Consider the following 15260-nt stretch of genomic DNA (forward strand, 5'->3'; position numbering starts at 1 on the left):
AAAAGGTGCAAGCCTTGGGTTTATGCCCTTTGTCGTTTGTTTCAACGGCAGGCATGCTTTCGCTGCGCTCAGGTTTGTTTCTTTTGGGCTAAGCCAAAAGAAAAAGTCCTTCGGCGACGGCGAGCCGAGGCATAACAGCGATGGGGATAATTAAATAACTAGAGGAAGGAGATTGCTTCGTACCTCGCAATGACGGTCCTTCGACTACGCTCAGGATGACAATCAACTGGGAAATGGGTTCTGCTCTCTGCTACCCTTCCTCTTTCAGGGGGAAGGTGCCGACAGGCGGATGGGGGTTTAAAGCACCCTGCTATCCGGCATAGGAAATGATAGAAGGAGAAAACGTTAAAACTTCTGCAAAAACTTTCAATCACTACAAACCAAGGCAACGCGTCATGCCCGATTCTTCATCGGGTACTTGTATTGCCGCAATTAAAGTTTTAACGAATTTATCCGACATCAGATCCAAGCCTTGATTTTTGGTTACCTTTTTATCAAGAAAAAGGTAAGAGTCCTTCGGCGACGGCGAGCCGAGGCAAGACAGTGAGAAGAAAGAACTACAAGAGCTGCTTCGACAAGATCAGCATGACAAGTAGAATATTAAAACCCTGCTTAACACCCTCCATTCCTTTCATCAATACGCTTCAACAGGAAGGAAAGCAGCTTGGCAAAAGCAACATAGGCAACAAACACAAAGAAGCCCGGTTGTAATGCGGAATTATTTTCCGTGATGGTTTTTAAAGTATCGTTTTCGATGTTTAAACCCGAAAGCTGGCTTTTCAAAATACCATTCAAACCAATGTAAGTCATGGCAATGCCGACAACCATTACATCTGCCATATCCCATTTACCTAAATCGAATGCCATAAAGCGCAACACTTTAGGGTTTTGAAACAGGTGACTGCAAGAAATGTGTATGCCTCTCGCCAGTAAGCGAAGCAATGGCAATACCACTACAAACAACATCAGCAGCACGCCAACCAATACGGCATCTGGTTTAGGTTGCTCAATTAATGTACTGATAATACCGATTATACTTTTACTCTGGAAAAACAGCACCTGGTTGGTAAACACAAGTTTATCGCCCAGTAAGGCAAACTCCAGCGACTGGATACGGGCATCCACTTCTATAATCGGTGAAATTACACCAACGGCTAGCAACACCACCGCAAACAAGAGCGACATAAAAAACAGTGGAATATGCAGGTGTGCCCGTTTCCTTAAAATTAACCAAAGCAGCAAGGCAATCGCCACCGAAATAATCATTACAAAAGCAAACTGGTGACTTAAGGCCTTAATCTGGCTAAGCTTCGCTTTCACAACCTTATCAAAATCAGCAGAATTTGTAACCTTATACTTCCGGTAAATGGTATGCTCAACCGTGGTGATGGTAGTATCTGTACGGTCGTAAGTCTGGGCTTCCAGTTCATCTACCTTACTCTCGGCAATGCCTTTAATCTTTTTCAAACTCGACGGACTGGTAATCTTCTGCACTATGGTGCGGGCGAAAGATGGTACCTGCGCATGCAGTTCATCCACATCTACAAAAGCATCAAAAGCAAGTTTTTTAAGCTTTGCGCCAAGGCCTTTCTTTGGTTTGGTAAAATCAGCTACTGCTTTATTCACCATGCCATGCAATTCCTTTTCCACCTGTTCCTGCATTTCCGACTTCTGCTTCTTGGTAAGCTTAAAGCCCTTTACCCGCCTATCTACAACGGCAGAGATTTTTTCGCCCCATCTATCAACAGAGAAAATACCAAAAGTAATGTTGTTCGAAAGGCTGTAATCTTCCTTTATGCGTTTTTGCTCAAAAGCAAGCTGGTAAAAGCGGTAGCCCGAAAAAGCAGTAGCCACTAATAATACAGATAAGCCAACAATGAGCAGGGGAGCGGCCCATCGGCTTTTTTTTGCCGTTATATCTTGAGGAGAATTTGTGTTCGTCGCCATAAAATTAATCAAAAAGCGTTGAGCATAGCCCGTTAATGCGCATCATGCGGTGTAATAAACTTTAAAATTGTAGAGAGAATTAAGCCATACAATACAAAGCTGATGAAAATGATGTAACCCGGTTGTAGTGCCGTATTGTTGGTTGTAAGGATGGTTAGCGAATCATTTTTAATGTTCAGCGCCTGCAATTGTCCCTCCAGCAAACCATTTAAACCAATGTAGGCCATCAGGATGGCAATTACAATTACATCGGCCATGCTCCATTTACCCGATTGAAAAGCAAAGTATTTTATAATGCCATTCTCGGCCAGTTTTTTTCTGCCCAGAAGGTGTATACCTGTAGAACTCAGCTTCACCACCGGAAACAAAATACTAAAAGCCAAAATCAGCACCCCAACCAAAATCGAATCGATACCGGGCTGCCCGATTAATACCCGCACCACATCCATAATACTCTTGCTCTGGAAAAACAGTACCTGGTCTTTAAAGGTTACATGTTCGCCCAGCAATACAAAATCAAGCGACCGTATGCGGGCATCTACCTCAATCATCGAAGCGGTAAGCCCTACCGCCAGTAAAATAAAGGCAAACAGTAAAGACATTACAAAAAGCGTTACGTGCAAATCGCGGCGGCGGCGCAAAACCCACCATAAAATAAGCACTACGCTAATACAAGCCAGCATACCGAAAGAATAGGTGTAAGTTTTACTTCGAATTTCGCCCAGTGTTGCGGTTAATTTCTTATTCAGCTCATCGGTAGAATTTACCTTATACCTGCCATACATGGCTTTTACCGCAGCGGTTTTGGCTACAAAGGCACTATCTAAACTTTCTTCTTTTGCCAGGTCGTTAAATTCGCCAATAGCCATTGAACTTAACTGGCGTTTGTTTTTCGGGTTATCTACTTCTGCAATAATGGTTCGGGCGAAACCCGGAACCTGTGCCTTTATACTATCGGAGTTAACAAAGTTTTTAATGGCAAACTTCTGTATTTTACCGCTAATGGTTTTCTTCGGTTTATTTACCAATGCCTCTGCCTTATCAATCAGTACCAGCAATACCTGCTCTACCTCGCCCTGCAAAACCTTTTTCTGGCGCTTGGTCATTTTCAGGTTACGCACCTGCTTATGTACAATGCTTGCCACATTATCCTTCCACTGCTGTACCGAAAACAGCCCGTAAGTAATGTTATTAATATTAGAATAATCTTCCTTAATCTGCTCCTGCTGCTCAGAAAGCGCATGCAGCTTCAGCCCGAAATAACCTTCTACACCCAGCAATATTGCCAGTGCGAAAATGAGCAGAAGCTTAGGCAAATAGGTTTTGCGTTCTGCCGAATCTTTAATCTGTGTTTCCAAGCGGTTCTTTTTTGGTTTTACCCAACAACAATGGCGCACCGCAATTTGCTAAATGCCGCAGGCTACATTTGGTTGGTATTGGCAAATAAAACCAACAAGCAGAAAAAAGGTTTGGAAATTGTGTTAATTAGGGCTTAGATTGATTTATCTTTTTGTTTTCCGTCGTTATTTTTTTAACATCCGTTGGTTTTGTATTTACTTTGGGTGGTCTTACTTTACGTTCTTTCCCTTTCTTTGCAAATAACAGAGGCATATCTAACATTAATCCTGCATAAACCCGAAAAGCATCATTTTTTGCCTGCTGACCAAAATCCCGTAACTGAGGATTAAGCTGACCGCCTAAACTAAAGGTTAAAGGTGTATTTCCAAGTCCCACCCGACCGGCTAATCCGGGCGAGAACAATTGCGACCAGCGAACATTTTCAGGTAAGCCCTGGTTATCGTGACTAATCCGGTAAGATACCGCAGCACCAATATCTACTAATACTACACTCAGTGTAAAATATGATTCATTAAATGCGGCAAAATTAAAATCTAAACTAATTGGCGCACTAAGCCCAAAAACCGCCTTGGGTTTTCTCTCATCGTCGTTAATTATTTCAATGCCTCCATAAGGACCAAAATAGGCTCCTAAAGAGATACTGCCCTTATGTTGCCCCTTTAACCTAAATGACGCAGGTGGTAAGGCATGCGTTTCAATAACTTTAGCTAAATCGTCAGAATTTTTTGACTGCATTACATCAGTAACAAAGGCGGTAACCTTCATTGCAAATTTTAAACTACCATCGGGAGAAGTTTTCAGAAAAGGTTTAATTAGTTCCAAACAGGTTACCGATCCCCCTGCATAGTTTTTATTTTGCATGAGTTGATATACCTCCAAGAGTTGGTTTGTCATACGAAGCCCTGCCGCAAAACTTTTAGATTGTTTAATCATAGATTTAACCATTTGCTGCCCGGTTGATATCTCTATAAGTTCGGATAATGCCTGCCAATAATTATTTATACTGTAATCTTTTGATTCTACATAAACCGATTTTTGGCTGGATTCTAAGTGCATTAATGCAATGAGTGTGCTGGAAATCCAGGATTTTGTTCTTGCAACATCGTCTACAGTCATTGCATTTACATTAATCTCTGTTAATAGTGGAAAATCTTTGTATTTGTTTGCCAAAAGCTGCATAAATATCTCCAAAGACTCTTTATGATTATTTACTTCCGAAAGAAATTTTGTAGAACTAATCCAATACTTACTTGAATCGGTAGCATCATAAAATTCGTTATTGAATATTTGCATTAAGCTTGCAAATGTTCTCAATCCGGGTGTTCTGAATCTATTATCTGCAGATAAGTTAATGATATCGATAAAACTATACTTCTTAATCACCATTTTAGCCATTACTTCTGCATCACTTAAATAAAAAAAGCTATCTCTTAATGCAATGCCTAATCTGGAAGTATCTTTTGCTACATATTTAATGATATTGGCCGGTAGCATATTGATGTCTTTAGAAAAAGCATACCGCCAGGAACCGTCAAAACTAGGTGTACTGTAGTCATCAAATTGCTTAAATTTTTCTGAGGTAGCCGGGAGAAACTTTGACACTACCGAATCGCTAAAGCGGGTTTTCCAGTTTTTCAAAAAATATACAATGGCCTCCTGTTTAGCCCGCTTGGCAATGTAGGTTGCCAAGGCATCTATCATTTCAGTTTGGGAGGGTAACTTGAAGTTTGTCAATCCTTGGCTTACCACAACTGCCTCCTGAACCGGAACTTGGGGTATTGACTCATTCCATTTTTTAATTCCTTCTTTAACTACACTTTGAATATTGCTTTGATTTTTAGTAAATAATTCATCAACAAATTTCAATCCTCTTATCGCATTTATATCCTCTATAGAATCTGATACTTGCTCATTAATCTTTTTTGATAGCGTTCTACGTTGCTCTTGCAGATGTAAAATGGTTACACTAGCTTCTTTAATTTTAATATTCAGAGTATCAGTTATCTGCTTTAATTTAGTACTATCCACTTTCAAAAGACTGTCTTTGTTAGTAACCGATTTGATCAATGCACTATTTTTATTTCCTATTGGATTCTGCCATTGCAGAATATTTTCTTGATATTTTTTTATATTATTATCAATTGCATTACGCTCAGAAAGCAAAAGTTTTATCGGAGCCAGCTTTTCATTAACATCTTTACTTGCATTAATTTCATCAATTATGGCCTGCACAAATAAATCTTTATTGATTGCAGTTTTTTTAGATATTGCTTGAGTTAGATACGTATCATTTAACTCTACTAATTTTGGCATATTTTGCCGCCCACCAGATTCGGTTTTTAACTTTGTTAGTATTTCACCTACCCGGTTACGTAGTGAATCATTTTTCGAGCCCTTCAAAAATTCAGCTAATATCTGAGATTCTTTAAATAGATTTTGTGCCTGAGCGGCAGAAACTGTTGTGAATAGAATTACAATAGCAAGTGCTAATTTTGAGAACATAAAGATTAATTTGAGAGGTTAATATTTTATGCTAACAGATTAAGCCTCTGCCCAATCGTTAAACATTCTTGCATGAATTTACAACTTAAAACACGAAAAAAAATACTTAAAATCAAGTAATTAATACAAGAACCTTAATCTTAGTCTCAACCCTAAACCTTAATCTCAACCTTAAACCCTAAATCCCAATGCCATTAAATTAAGGAGAAAAAAAACATTGTCATCCTGAGCTTCCCGAAGATTCGGGACAAGTAGTCGAAGGACAAATATTTTTTTGTTTTTCGACTATGAAAAAGGTCTTCGACAAGCTCAGACAGACAACGGCTGTTCTTAAGTTAATGACATTACCCTCAACCTTATCCTTCACCTCAAACTCCACCCCCTCAACCCTAACCTTCTTCAGCAACGCCCAGGTAAGCTTATTAGCAATTAAAGCATTCTGAATTTCATGTACAGCCTTTAAACCAATTTTTGCCATTTTTACAATCTCCTTTAAATCGTATTGTAGCAAATCGGCAATGGTGTTAATATTTACAGCGTTTAATGCATTTAGGGTTCTTTTACTTAGCTTCAAATTAGAAATCTTCATACCAAGCAAATGCCCTACCTGATTCTGCTCTATAAACAACCGCACCTCCATTTCTGCAATTACTTCATTAACCAAATCGGTAGCCTGGTTGTTAAATTCCTTCAACCGCCAGATGGCCGAATGGTAGTCGGTTCTTTTTGCCAGTGCCGCAGCATCTTCCAGCTGATTGCTCAGCGCATCAAACAATAATTTAATTGGGGTGGCCATATTCTGCATAAAATGAATATGGGATGTGATCGAAAACGGGAGGAAAAACTTATCTGGTTAAATCGCTGATAAAAATAATATTATTCAGGAAAATTTCAATGCGCAATTACCATTCTTAAAAATTTTTGCATGTGCAGGGGATTAAATACATTTAGGGAATCAAAAGTAACTTCAAAACAGTAAAAATATCTTTATATTTAACCTGCTTATCCTGCCAGTCTTGGAGGAAAAAGATTCGAAGTCCGATACATCCCGAAATGTACCGGGCTTTGCGGTTTTTAAGATCCCTTCAATCGCTGTTTGTATCAGAATAAACAATTTCAAAAAAGTGTAATTTCCAAATATGTTGTAGCTCCAAACAACTTGTATTATTATGAATAGATTAATCTTGGTAGGTAATGGCTTTGATTTAGCTCATGGTTTAAAAACAAGCTATAAAGATTTTATACTTTGGTACCTTTCCAAATCTCTTTTTAGTAGAGGTTATCTCCCAAGAATACATGAAGATAGATTATTGCAAATTAGCTTTGAAGATTTTAATTCTTTTAACTCTTTCTTTTACAGAAGTGGTTTAGGCTCATTTGCGATAACGGAAAAAGAATTTAATGATTTTGTAGAAAAGTGTTTTAAAGAGCAAACCATTATAGAGCTCTTGAATATCAATGATGAAAATGTTTCTGAAATAGTAATTTCTGATAATAATGAATTTCACTCAACTAATAATTATAATAATAGATATCCCTTCAGTGTCCACATTAAATCTGATTTTTTAAAAAGCTTAATAATTAACTGCCAAGACTGCAATTGGGTTGATATAGAGAATGAGTATTTCGATCAGCTTAAAGCTTGCAAAGATGGAGGTGAATTTGAAATAGAGAAAGTAAGGCAACTTAATAGCGACTTTAGCTATATAAGGCAAAAATTAGAGGAGTATTTAGCTTTACAACAAAAGCAATCAAGTGTTAATATTATACCAGAACTTTTGAGTGCGATAGGTTCTAAATTTGAAATTTCAGATTTTGAACCAGTGATGGGCTATGAAGATACAAAGTTAGAGCTAGGATATGATAAAACTGTAGGTGCACAAATAACACACAAACTGTATTTTTTAAATTTTAATTATACTAATAGTGTACAATCATATCTTGATAGATTAAATTCAATAAATACGCATTTTTCAAAAACTGAAATAAATTATATTCATGGCCAGTTAGATAATGTAGATAACCATATTATTTTTGGTTTTGGTGATGAGCATGATAAGCAATATTTAGAGTTTGAGGAACATCGTAACAATGAACTTTTTAAGCATATTAAATCACACCAATATTTGCAAACACCAAATTATCGGAACTTATTAAACTTCTTAAACAGTAGTAATTACCAGGTGTTTGTAATGGGGCACTCTTGTGGTTTATCAGACCGTACCATGTTTAAGGAAATTTTCGAGCATGAGAATTGTAAATCTATTAGGCTATTTCATTATAATGGGGATTTTAACGACAAAGTTATCAATGTAAGTAAGCACTTTAGTAATAAAGGGCATATGCGTAAGCTTATCGTTAATTATAATCCTTCAGATACTTTTCCGCAAGTCAAAGAAAGTAATAATATTGAGCTTGACTAAACAGTCTTTTATTGAGGATCACAATTAAAACAAACAATACTTGTACTAACAAACTTGTACTTCTCTTGTTGAATCGATACATTTATGCATCTTAATCACTGCTCTTAAATTGAACTTTACATTCCAAAAATACCTTGCTGCCTTTAGCCGTCTTAAACGTGGCGTTACCAAATATGGTTTAGCACCACACAAGCCTGTACTTTTGTTAAGCTTAATTGAGCTGATGGAAAAAGGTTTGGTAAGCAATAACCAGTTCGAGGTAAATGCCGATTTAGTTGCCACCTTTAAAGAAAACTGGTTACTGTTAGTGCCTACTTTACACCAACCCGATTTTACACAACCATTTTATTATTTGCAAAGCGAAAAAGTAGCTGGACAATCTTTTTGGTTTCTGCAAGCCAATTTAGGGATGCAAATCAATGCGCACATTAAATCGGTAACCCGCTTAAGCGAAACCTGTGCGTTCGGTTATTTTGATGCAGAATTATTTTTATTATTGAGCGATGCGCAAAACAGAGCAATAGCAAACAACTTATTGCTCGATGTTTATTTTGCAGAAAGTAAAGCCGCATTCAATCTGGCAAAACATCAGGGCAGAGGCTATTTACATGATCAGGAAGATTTTGTATTAAATGAACCCGACGTAAAATATAAAAGGGTTATCATCCATACGGAAGAAGATGTATTTGTTAGAAACGGATTGTTTAAAAAACTAGTACCGAAGGTTTACGCCAACCAATGCAGTTTTACAGGCATGCAACTTAGCAGCACATTCGGGCATAGTTTTGTTGATGCCTGCCATATCGTACCTTTTAGTTTAACCCATAATGATAAAGTAACCAACGGCATTGCGCTTTGCCCGAATCTGCATCGTGCTTTTGATAGGGGCTTGGTTTCCATCTCAAATGAATACACCATTCTGGTTTCCAGACACCTTATCGAAAATGATAAACACAGTTATGCATTAGGCAATTTAGCAGGCCGAAAAATACTGCTACCAAATAAGCAAATTCATTTTCCTGAAAGGGATGCTGTGGGGTGGCATCGGAATAATGTTTTTAAAGGCTAGATCATATTATCGAGCTTCACCCTTCTACTCAAATCGGTGTACCTAAGTTTGGAAATTTGCAAAGAAGAATGCAAAGAAAAACAGTTTAATACTTAGATATCAACGATTTTTTCTTTGCATATTTCACTTTAACCATTGCTATTGTTATTCTCAGATATTCTGTAATTTAGTTCATTGAGTTGCCTTCGCTAAACCCTAATATTACAACCAGAATTTAATTATATTTTATGGATCAATTAAATAACTATGCTGACACTAGGTTGATTCAAGGATGCATATATTGTGGGGCAACAGCGAAAACAAGAGATCACGTCCCTTCTAAATGTCTTTTGGAAGTACCGTACCCAACAAATCTGCCAGTCGTTGGATGTTGCAACAGCTGTAACCAAAGCTTTTCAATAGATGAGGAGTATTTCGTATGCCTAATAGAGAGTGTTCTATGTGATTCAACCGATCCAAAGAAAATTGCTCGACCATCTGTAGCACGAAAAATGGAGAACTCTCCTAAGCTACGCAAACGTATTGAAGATTCACGAACAACAGTTGATGGTTTAAGCGGCTTCATTGCAGAAATGGATCGAATACAAGATTGAAATCTTATATTCTGACTATTTGAAGCATTCAACTAATGGTATAACGCTTATCCGAGAAGTAGATACTGGCTCAAAAGGCTTTGGACATTATTCTTTCAAGGACATTATTGAGGGACTGACTTCTTATTTAATGCAGGATTACTTAACATTTGATCGTGGAGACCTTTTAGAAAATATTAAAAGCCTTGAAAAGCTTTCAAAAGAAAACCAAGGGGCTGATATTTTCAAAAGTTATCTGGAATTATTTCATGCTTTTCTAGAACGAATGAGACTAGTTTTAGGCAACTGGGAATACAATGATATTGACTCAGAATATACATTAACCTCTGCACCTTTTGGTAAAGATGCTTTAACCATATTTAGTAAATCACAGGTGATGACTGGATTGGGTGCTGCCATCGCTTTCCTAAAAGATCGAGAATTAACTGATCTTAATAAGATTATTTTAGATATAAAACGGCTTAAATTCGATGGAGATCCAGGAAGTGCAATATATTATATGCTCAGTAAACTTGACGATTTGAAAGTAAATGCTACTAAAATTGGAAATGCTCAGCGCGAATACTTTTACTACTTTTTCCGAGAACTATTTAATCCAGAAGGAGACACTTATCTATCAATAGATAACTCGGTAGAAAGTGCATTCAGGCGTTTTAGACAAAATAATTAAAATTTCAATGTTAAAGCTTCGCTCCAGGCAAACAGGTAGAGAATGGTCTTTAGATAGAATCCGTTTCATTAAAGAGGACGTTGAGAGCTATTTTTTAGTAGAGTCATCTGAAGATGCCTCGATCAACTATACGGTCAGTTTCCCCCTACATGTTTACGAAGGCTATCTTCCTCAAAATTTTACTTGTGTGGGATTCAGTAGTTCAATCTTCAATAAGGAAAACAATATATTTCAAGTTAACTTAAAACAGCATATTGTAAAAGCTGCTCGAATTGGATGGATTTTTACAATTCAGGCGCTAATATCAAAAGAACATAATGAAGCAGATAATCAGCATTTTTTAAGATATGCATTCGTTACTTTTGAGAAACTTCTAAGGGGCGAACTATTCCCAGAAACTTTAATTTTGATGGATGATATCGGTTCAGGAGGGGCACTCGCTTTGGAAAGTATTTATCCTTCAGACCTAATAGTTTTATCTATAAGCAATAATACTATTACGGGTATTCCAAAATTCAATATTGATAATTATTTGCAATCATTTTATGCTTATGGATATTATTTTTGCCCTAGCCTCGCTGACTTTGACAGCTCAGTGGAGAACCCGGTCAAACCTCCAATTGTCACCAGTATTAGCATCCAAAAGATATCAGACAACTTGGAAGACAATGACTTCGCTAAAACACTATTCAAGACTTACTTAAAGAAGCAAAATCACCCCTTGGTCCAATTTTATTTACTTTTTCAAATTATTGAGTTATTGATCGACAAAGTATATGATTTTGAGATTATCAAAATATTCAATGAAGCCCAAGCTCGAAGCCTTCCCCCACATGATATTAAGAAAAAAATTGAGGCTACAGCAAATATGGACTATCGAATAACCCGACTTTTTGAGGATTATTTACGTAAAGGTTTAAGCTCAACAGCGGATCTTATTGTTGCCATTAAACCATTTATGAATCATTTCTCACAGGAAATCAATGATACTACACCAATCGGAGCAGCAATCTACGCTTGTCGCAATAAAATTGTACATGAATTTCGAATAGTAGCAGATCAAGATGTTGACTTTAAGCTTCTAAAGGTTATAAACATGAATTTTTCTCAATTAGTGGCTGAGCTCGTTGTTTTGTTTTCAAACGAAAAAGCCGTAGATAATGAATTGAACTCTGCTCCACTCGAGTGGCTAAAATATCAACTTCAGCAAGAGAGTTAAATTGAGTATAGATTATTCTGAGCTATTAATCAATTAATAAGCAAAAATGTTTAGATCTGCGAAACGATATGTCATAGCAGGTACACTTACTTCAAATAATTTAGCTAGCTCCTCAATCAAAGTAGTTTCGTTAAAACCAATATATTTTTCATTCCTTACCTCTTTCAGTATCAACTCTTTCGGCATTAGTATAGCCGCAGCAAATGCATTTGCTTCGCGTTCTTGCTTAGCCTCTTTTGGAGAATATTGTTTTTCACTCCTAAATTTTACTATAAAATCTTTGTCTACAAAAAGTTCTTCAGATTTGTTATTAGCACTGACATGCAACAGCAAGTGCCCTAACTCGTGTGCTATGGTAAATCTTTGACGAACCTTATGATTAGATGAATTATAGCCTATCGTACCCTTTCCCGCCTCAACGACTAAAACTCCTGAAACCTCTTCCCCCAGATTATATGCGAGAACTGATGCACCGCAATTTTCCGCTATTTTCTTAATTGGTATAGGAGCCATAGATATGCCTGCGTTCACCAATAACTTTGTAACGACTTCGAAAACTTCTCTATGAAAATTTCTTGCTAGGGACATTTATTTATTTGAATTTTTATTTTGTGATAATTTTAAAAAATTACTCAATATTTCAAAAGTCTCTTTTGTATTATTAACTTGCTTATCGAGCTCTTTAGTTAATTTCGTTTCAGATTTTTTGTCAAGACTAACTTTTGAAACGTCTAAAGTAGATGGTATCAATTCGTTTAAGCTAATATTTAAAATTTCAGCTAATTGGACTAAAGCGTGCACTTGTATCTTTTGATTACCTTGTTCAATATTGACTAATGAAGTTCGTGTAAGCCCTAGTTGATAAGCAACGTATTCCTGCTTCAGAAAAGCTCTCTGCCTAGCCCGTTTAATAGAAACGCCTAATTTCTTATAAAATTCAGATTGATTTTCTTTCGCTGACACAATATACTTTTTATCTATCTTAAATACAAATATCGGATAAATTTGTTTAGAAACACATTTAGTCATTTTTACTGACTATTTTGGATTAAAAAATGTCAGTAAAAATTTTGATTACTTTAAATAACTCCTACCTTTGTTTTGTAAATGATTGATTATTACAATTGGTAAAATAAAATATTTTGCATAAAAAAGCCAAGCCTTCAATAAGAAAATAGACTTGGCGTTCACCAGTGAAGGTTATTGTTTTTAGCGAAACGAAAATACTCTTTTTCTGTTGAATTACAAATTTTCTTAGAGGGGTCACGTGTTCCGCCCTTATACAATTGGAGAGGTTAATCTTTTTGAAATGAAAGCTCAAATAGGTACAACAGCAACGACAGGTCATTCATGCCCTGAAAGCGGTGTTTGGAGAGTTGTAGGAAATCCTTCAACAACAGCCCCAATTGCTAAAGGCAACACTATGCCACCATACGGAGGAAAAGCCGTAACGTGGAGGTTAGAGGCCTACGCATAAAATGTTTAGAGGGTGTGAAGAACACCCTCTTTTTAATCACTTTAAAAAACTAAGAAAATGGCTAAAAACCAACATGTAGTACCCCACAATGGAAGTTGGGGTGTAAGAGGTGCTGGAAACGAAAGAGTTACCCGCATTGTAAATACTCAGACGGAGGCAATTAGAATTGCTCGCGATATAGCAATCAATCAAAGGTCTGAAGTAGTTATACACAGACCAAATGGTCAAATACGGGATAGAAATTCTTACGGTAATGACCCTTTCCCCCCAAAGGGATAGTTTTTTGTTAAAAAGATAAGCCACCAAATTTAAATGGTGGCTTTTTTTGTTCAAAAAAATTGGCTCACCAATAGATGGCTAAATTGTTATTTTAGAAATTATCAATATCTAACTAGATAAATATTGATAATGGATGGGTTAGAGGACAAATTCTTAAAAACGAAAATTAGATAAGGGGGGAAGCTAAGGGGGAAGTAAATATACATCCTCATGATTCATTGTGAGTACAAGTGATTTTAAATTAAACATGAAGAACAATTGCGTTAAGCACTTAAATCAAGTTTTCGCAAAGAATTAGGCTCTATAAAATAAAAATGCATCAACCATTTTTATGATTGATGCATATTTAGTAGCCGTTACTGGACGGATTTCGAATTTTTTCTTATCTGATTTGCAGGAATTAGTGAAAGTTGCTAATTATCTTAAACATTAAAATAAGGTTCGTTTCTTGAGACGAAATTTACGCGATACATTTTTTGTCCTATCACAAATCCACTGTTTTTTGATAAAATCAGAACTGGTGACAATGGTAACTGGAATTGAAATCTACCCTTTAATATCGTTTAGTATAAATCTTGCTCAGAATATTATGCATTAAGAAGTCGAATATGATATTAAGCGCATGGCATTATGAAAGTAAAACATGTCTCGTGTGGATCGGAACTCGCGGTTAATGTTCCGCTATGTGCTATGGCTATTTGTGAAGCAATATATAAACCAAGTCCTAAGCCCTGCTGGCTGGGTGAGGTTGCCTCTCTGGTAAATGGCTCGAACAAAGTCTTTAAGGTGTTTTTCGGTATTGGACTTCCACCATTCGAAATCTTCAAAATAAATTTACCGTTTTCGAGCTTAGCAATAACATTTATCGGATCGCTAACTGCACCATGGGTAATGGCGTTGGCAAGCAGGTTTGATAATATTTGAGAAATACGGTTAGCATCACATAGGATAGTATCTTCTATCTGAAAATCAGTAATCACATTCCGGGTGGGAAATTTTATGGTCAGTTCCTCTATGATATGTCTAAGTATTGGCTCAAGTAACACCTCTTTTCTTTCGAGAGAGATTCCCGCACCCATACGCACTCTCGCGAAGTCCATTACGTTTGCGATCAGTTCCTCCATCCGCGAGGTACTTCTGTCAATAGTCGCCCAGATTGATTTTTCCCGGTCAGATTGTGCAGAACGTTTCAAAAGCGAAGTGCCAGATTTTATTGCCCCAAGGGGATTTCGAAGATCGTGACCCAGTACAGCAATAAACTGTTCACGTAATGTAGCAAACTCACGTTCCTCTTTCAGAGTGTTTTCACCAGAATAGATAGAATGGCGCAAATTTTCCTCATATAGGTTTCTTTCCGTCGCGCGGTAGAAATTCATGCGCATGAAACTTATTTTGCCATCGACGCTTTTCCTTTCATATGCATTCATCAATACCTTAAGTTTATTGCTATCCAAGGCTAATAACTCGACAGAAATTTCTTCAAATGACCCTTTTAATTTCAATAAGGGGAGAAGATGAGTTTCATAGAACATTCTACTCCCTATTGTTAAGAACGATGAAACGCGTTTTCCAAGGACTTCCTCCATTCCACACCCAAGCCATTCAAGCATCTTGGAATTAGCACTCCTTATTCTTCCGTTCTGATCTGTGGAGAGGTATCCGGATAATGAATTTTCAAGAAAATCCTGGTAATCATGCTCATTTGATATTAAATCCATGTGA

At 36.9% G+C, this 15260-nt stretch carries 14 protein-coding genes; 7 read left to right on the forward strand and 7 right to left on the reverse strand.

Annotation, left to right across the window (positions count from 1 at the left end; all coding sequences use genetic code 11):
* The first annotated feature begins 326 nt into the window (after positions 1–326).
* Entirely contained in the window at positions 327–476 is a 150-nt protein-coding gene (locus ACO05K_RS16430; protein WP_421945509.1) for a hypothetical protein, read from the forward strand.
* A 136-nt stretch (positions 477–612) separates the two neighbouring features.
* Here the strand turns inward: ACO05K_RS16430 and ACO05K_RS16435 are convergent, their stop codons facing one another.
* From ACO05K_RS16435 to ACO05K_RS16450, 4 genes are all read right to left on the reverse strand, one after another.
* Positions 613–1947, reverse strand: a complete 1335-nt coding sequence (locus tag ACO05K_RS16435; protein ID WP_421945510.1) for a paraquat-inducible protein A — start codon at positions 1945–1947, stop codon at positions 613–615.
* Positions 1948–1979: 32 nt separating this feature from the next.
* Positions 1980–3305, reverse strand: a complete 1326-nt coding sequence (locus ACO05K_RS16440) for a paraquat-inducible protein A (protein WP_421945511.1) — start codon at positions 3303–3305, stop codon at positions 1980–1982.
* Between the two features lie 127 nt (positions 3306–3432).
* Complete coding sequence (locus ACO05K_RS16445) at positions 3433–5808, reverse strand: hypothetical protein (RefSeq protein WP_421945512.1); 2376 nt, start codon at positions 5806–5808, stop codon at positions 3433–3435.
* Positions 5809–6028: 220 nt separating this feature from the next.
* Complete coding sequence (locus ACO05K_RS16450) at positions 6029–6604, reverse strand: DNA-directed RNA polymerase subunit alpha C-terminal domain-containing protein (protein WP_421945513.1); 576 nt, start codon at positions 6602–6604, stop codon at positions 6029–6031.
* 373 nt (positions 6605–6977) lie between these two features.
* Between ACO05K_RS16450 and ACO05K_RS16455 the strand changes: the two genes are divergently transcribed.
* The 4 genes from ACO05K_RS16455 to ACO05K_RS16470 all read left to right on the forward strand — a co-directional run bounded on the left by ACO05K_RS16455 (position 6978) and on the right by ACO05K_RS16470 (position 11782).
* Entirely contained in the window at positions 6978–8231 is a 1254-nt protein-coding gene (locus ACO05K_RS16455; protein ID WP_421945514.1) for an AbiH family protein, read from the forward strand.
* 109 nt (positions 8232–8340) lie between these two features.
* On the forward strand, positions 8341–9300 hold the full coding sequence (locus ACO05K_RS16460) for an HNH endonuclease (protein ID WP_421945515.1): 960 nt from the start codon (positions 8341–8343) through the stop codon (positions 9298–9300).
* Between the two features lie 612 nt (positions 9301–9912).
* Positions 9913–10563 carry a hypothetical protein gene (locus tag ACO05K_RS16465; RefSeq protein ID WP_421945516.1) on the forward strand — a complete coding sequence of 217 codons (651 nt, stop codon included), beginning with the start codon at positions 9913–9915 and terminating at the stop codon, positions 10561–10563.
* Positions 10564–10570: 7 nt separating this feature from the next.
* On the forward strand, positions 10571–11782 hold the full coding sequence (locus ACO05K_RS16470) for a hypothetical protein (RefSeq protein WP_421945517.1): 1212 nt from the start codon (positions 10571–10573) through the stop codon (positions 11780–11782).
* A gap of 33 nt (positions 11783–11815) precedes the next feature.
* Here the strand turns inward: ACO05K_RS16470 and ACO05K_RS16475 are convergent, their stop codons facing one another.
* Together ACO05K_RS16475 and ACO05K_RS16480 are read right to left on the reverse strand one after the other, a co-directional pair.
* Complete coding sequence (locus ACO05K_RS16475) at positions 11816–12370, reverse strand: ImmA/IrrE family metallo-endopeptidase (protein WP_421945518.1); 555 nt, start codon at positions 12368–12370, stop codon at positions 11816–11818.
* Complete coding sequence (locus ACO05K_RS16480; protein ID WP_421945519.1) at positions 12371–12745, reverse strand: helix-turn-helix domain-containing protein; 375 nt, start codon at positions 12743–12745, stop codon at positions 12371–12373. It abuts the gene before it with no gap.
* A 346-nt stretch (positions 12746–13091) separates the two neighbouring features.
* Here ACO05K_RS16480 and ACO05K_RS16485 point away from each other — a divergent pair, with 346 nt between their 5' ends.
* Together ACO05K_RS16485 and ACO05K_RS16490 are read left to right on the forward strand one after the other, a co-directional pair.
* Entirely contained in the window at positions 13092–13259 is a 168-nt protein-coding gene (locus ACO05K_RS16485) for a hypothetical protein (RefSeq protein WP_421945520.1), read from the forward strand.
* A 57-nt stretch (positions 13260–13316) separates the two neighbouring features.
* Complete coding sequence (locus tag ACO05K_RS16490; RefSeq protein ID WP_421945521.1) at positions 13317–13538, forward strand: DUF2188 domain-containing protein; 222 nt, start codon at positions 13317–13319, stop codon at positions 13536–13538.
* A gap of 614 nt (positions 13539–14152) precedes the next feature.
* Here ACO05K_RS16490 and ACO05K_RS16495 read toward each other — a convergent pair.
* On the reverse strand, positions 14153–15256 hold the full coding sequence (locus ACO05K_RS16495) for an ATP-binding protein (protein WP_421945522.1): 1104 nt from the start codon (positions 15254–15256) through the stop codon (positions 14153–14155).
* Between the last annotated feature and the right edge of the window lie 4 nt (positions 15257–15260).

The organism is Pedobacter sp. (assembly GCF_965227205.1).
GTDB lineage: Bacteria > Bacteroidota > Bacteroidia > Sphingobacteriales > Sphingobacteriaceae > Pedobacter.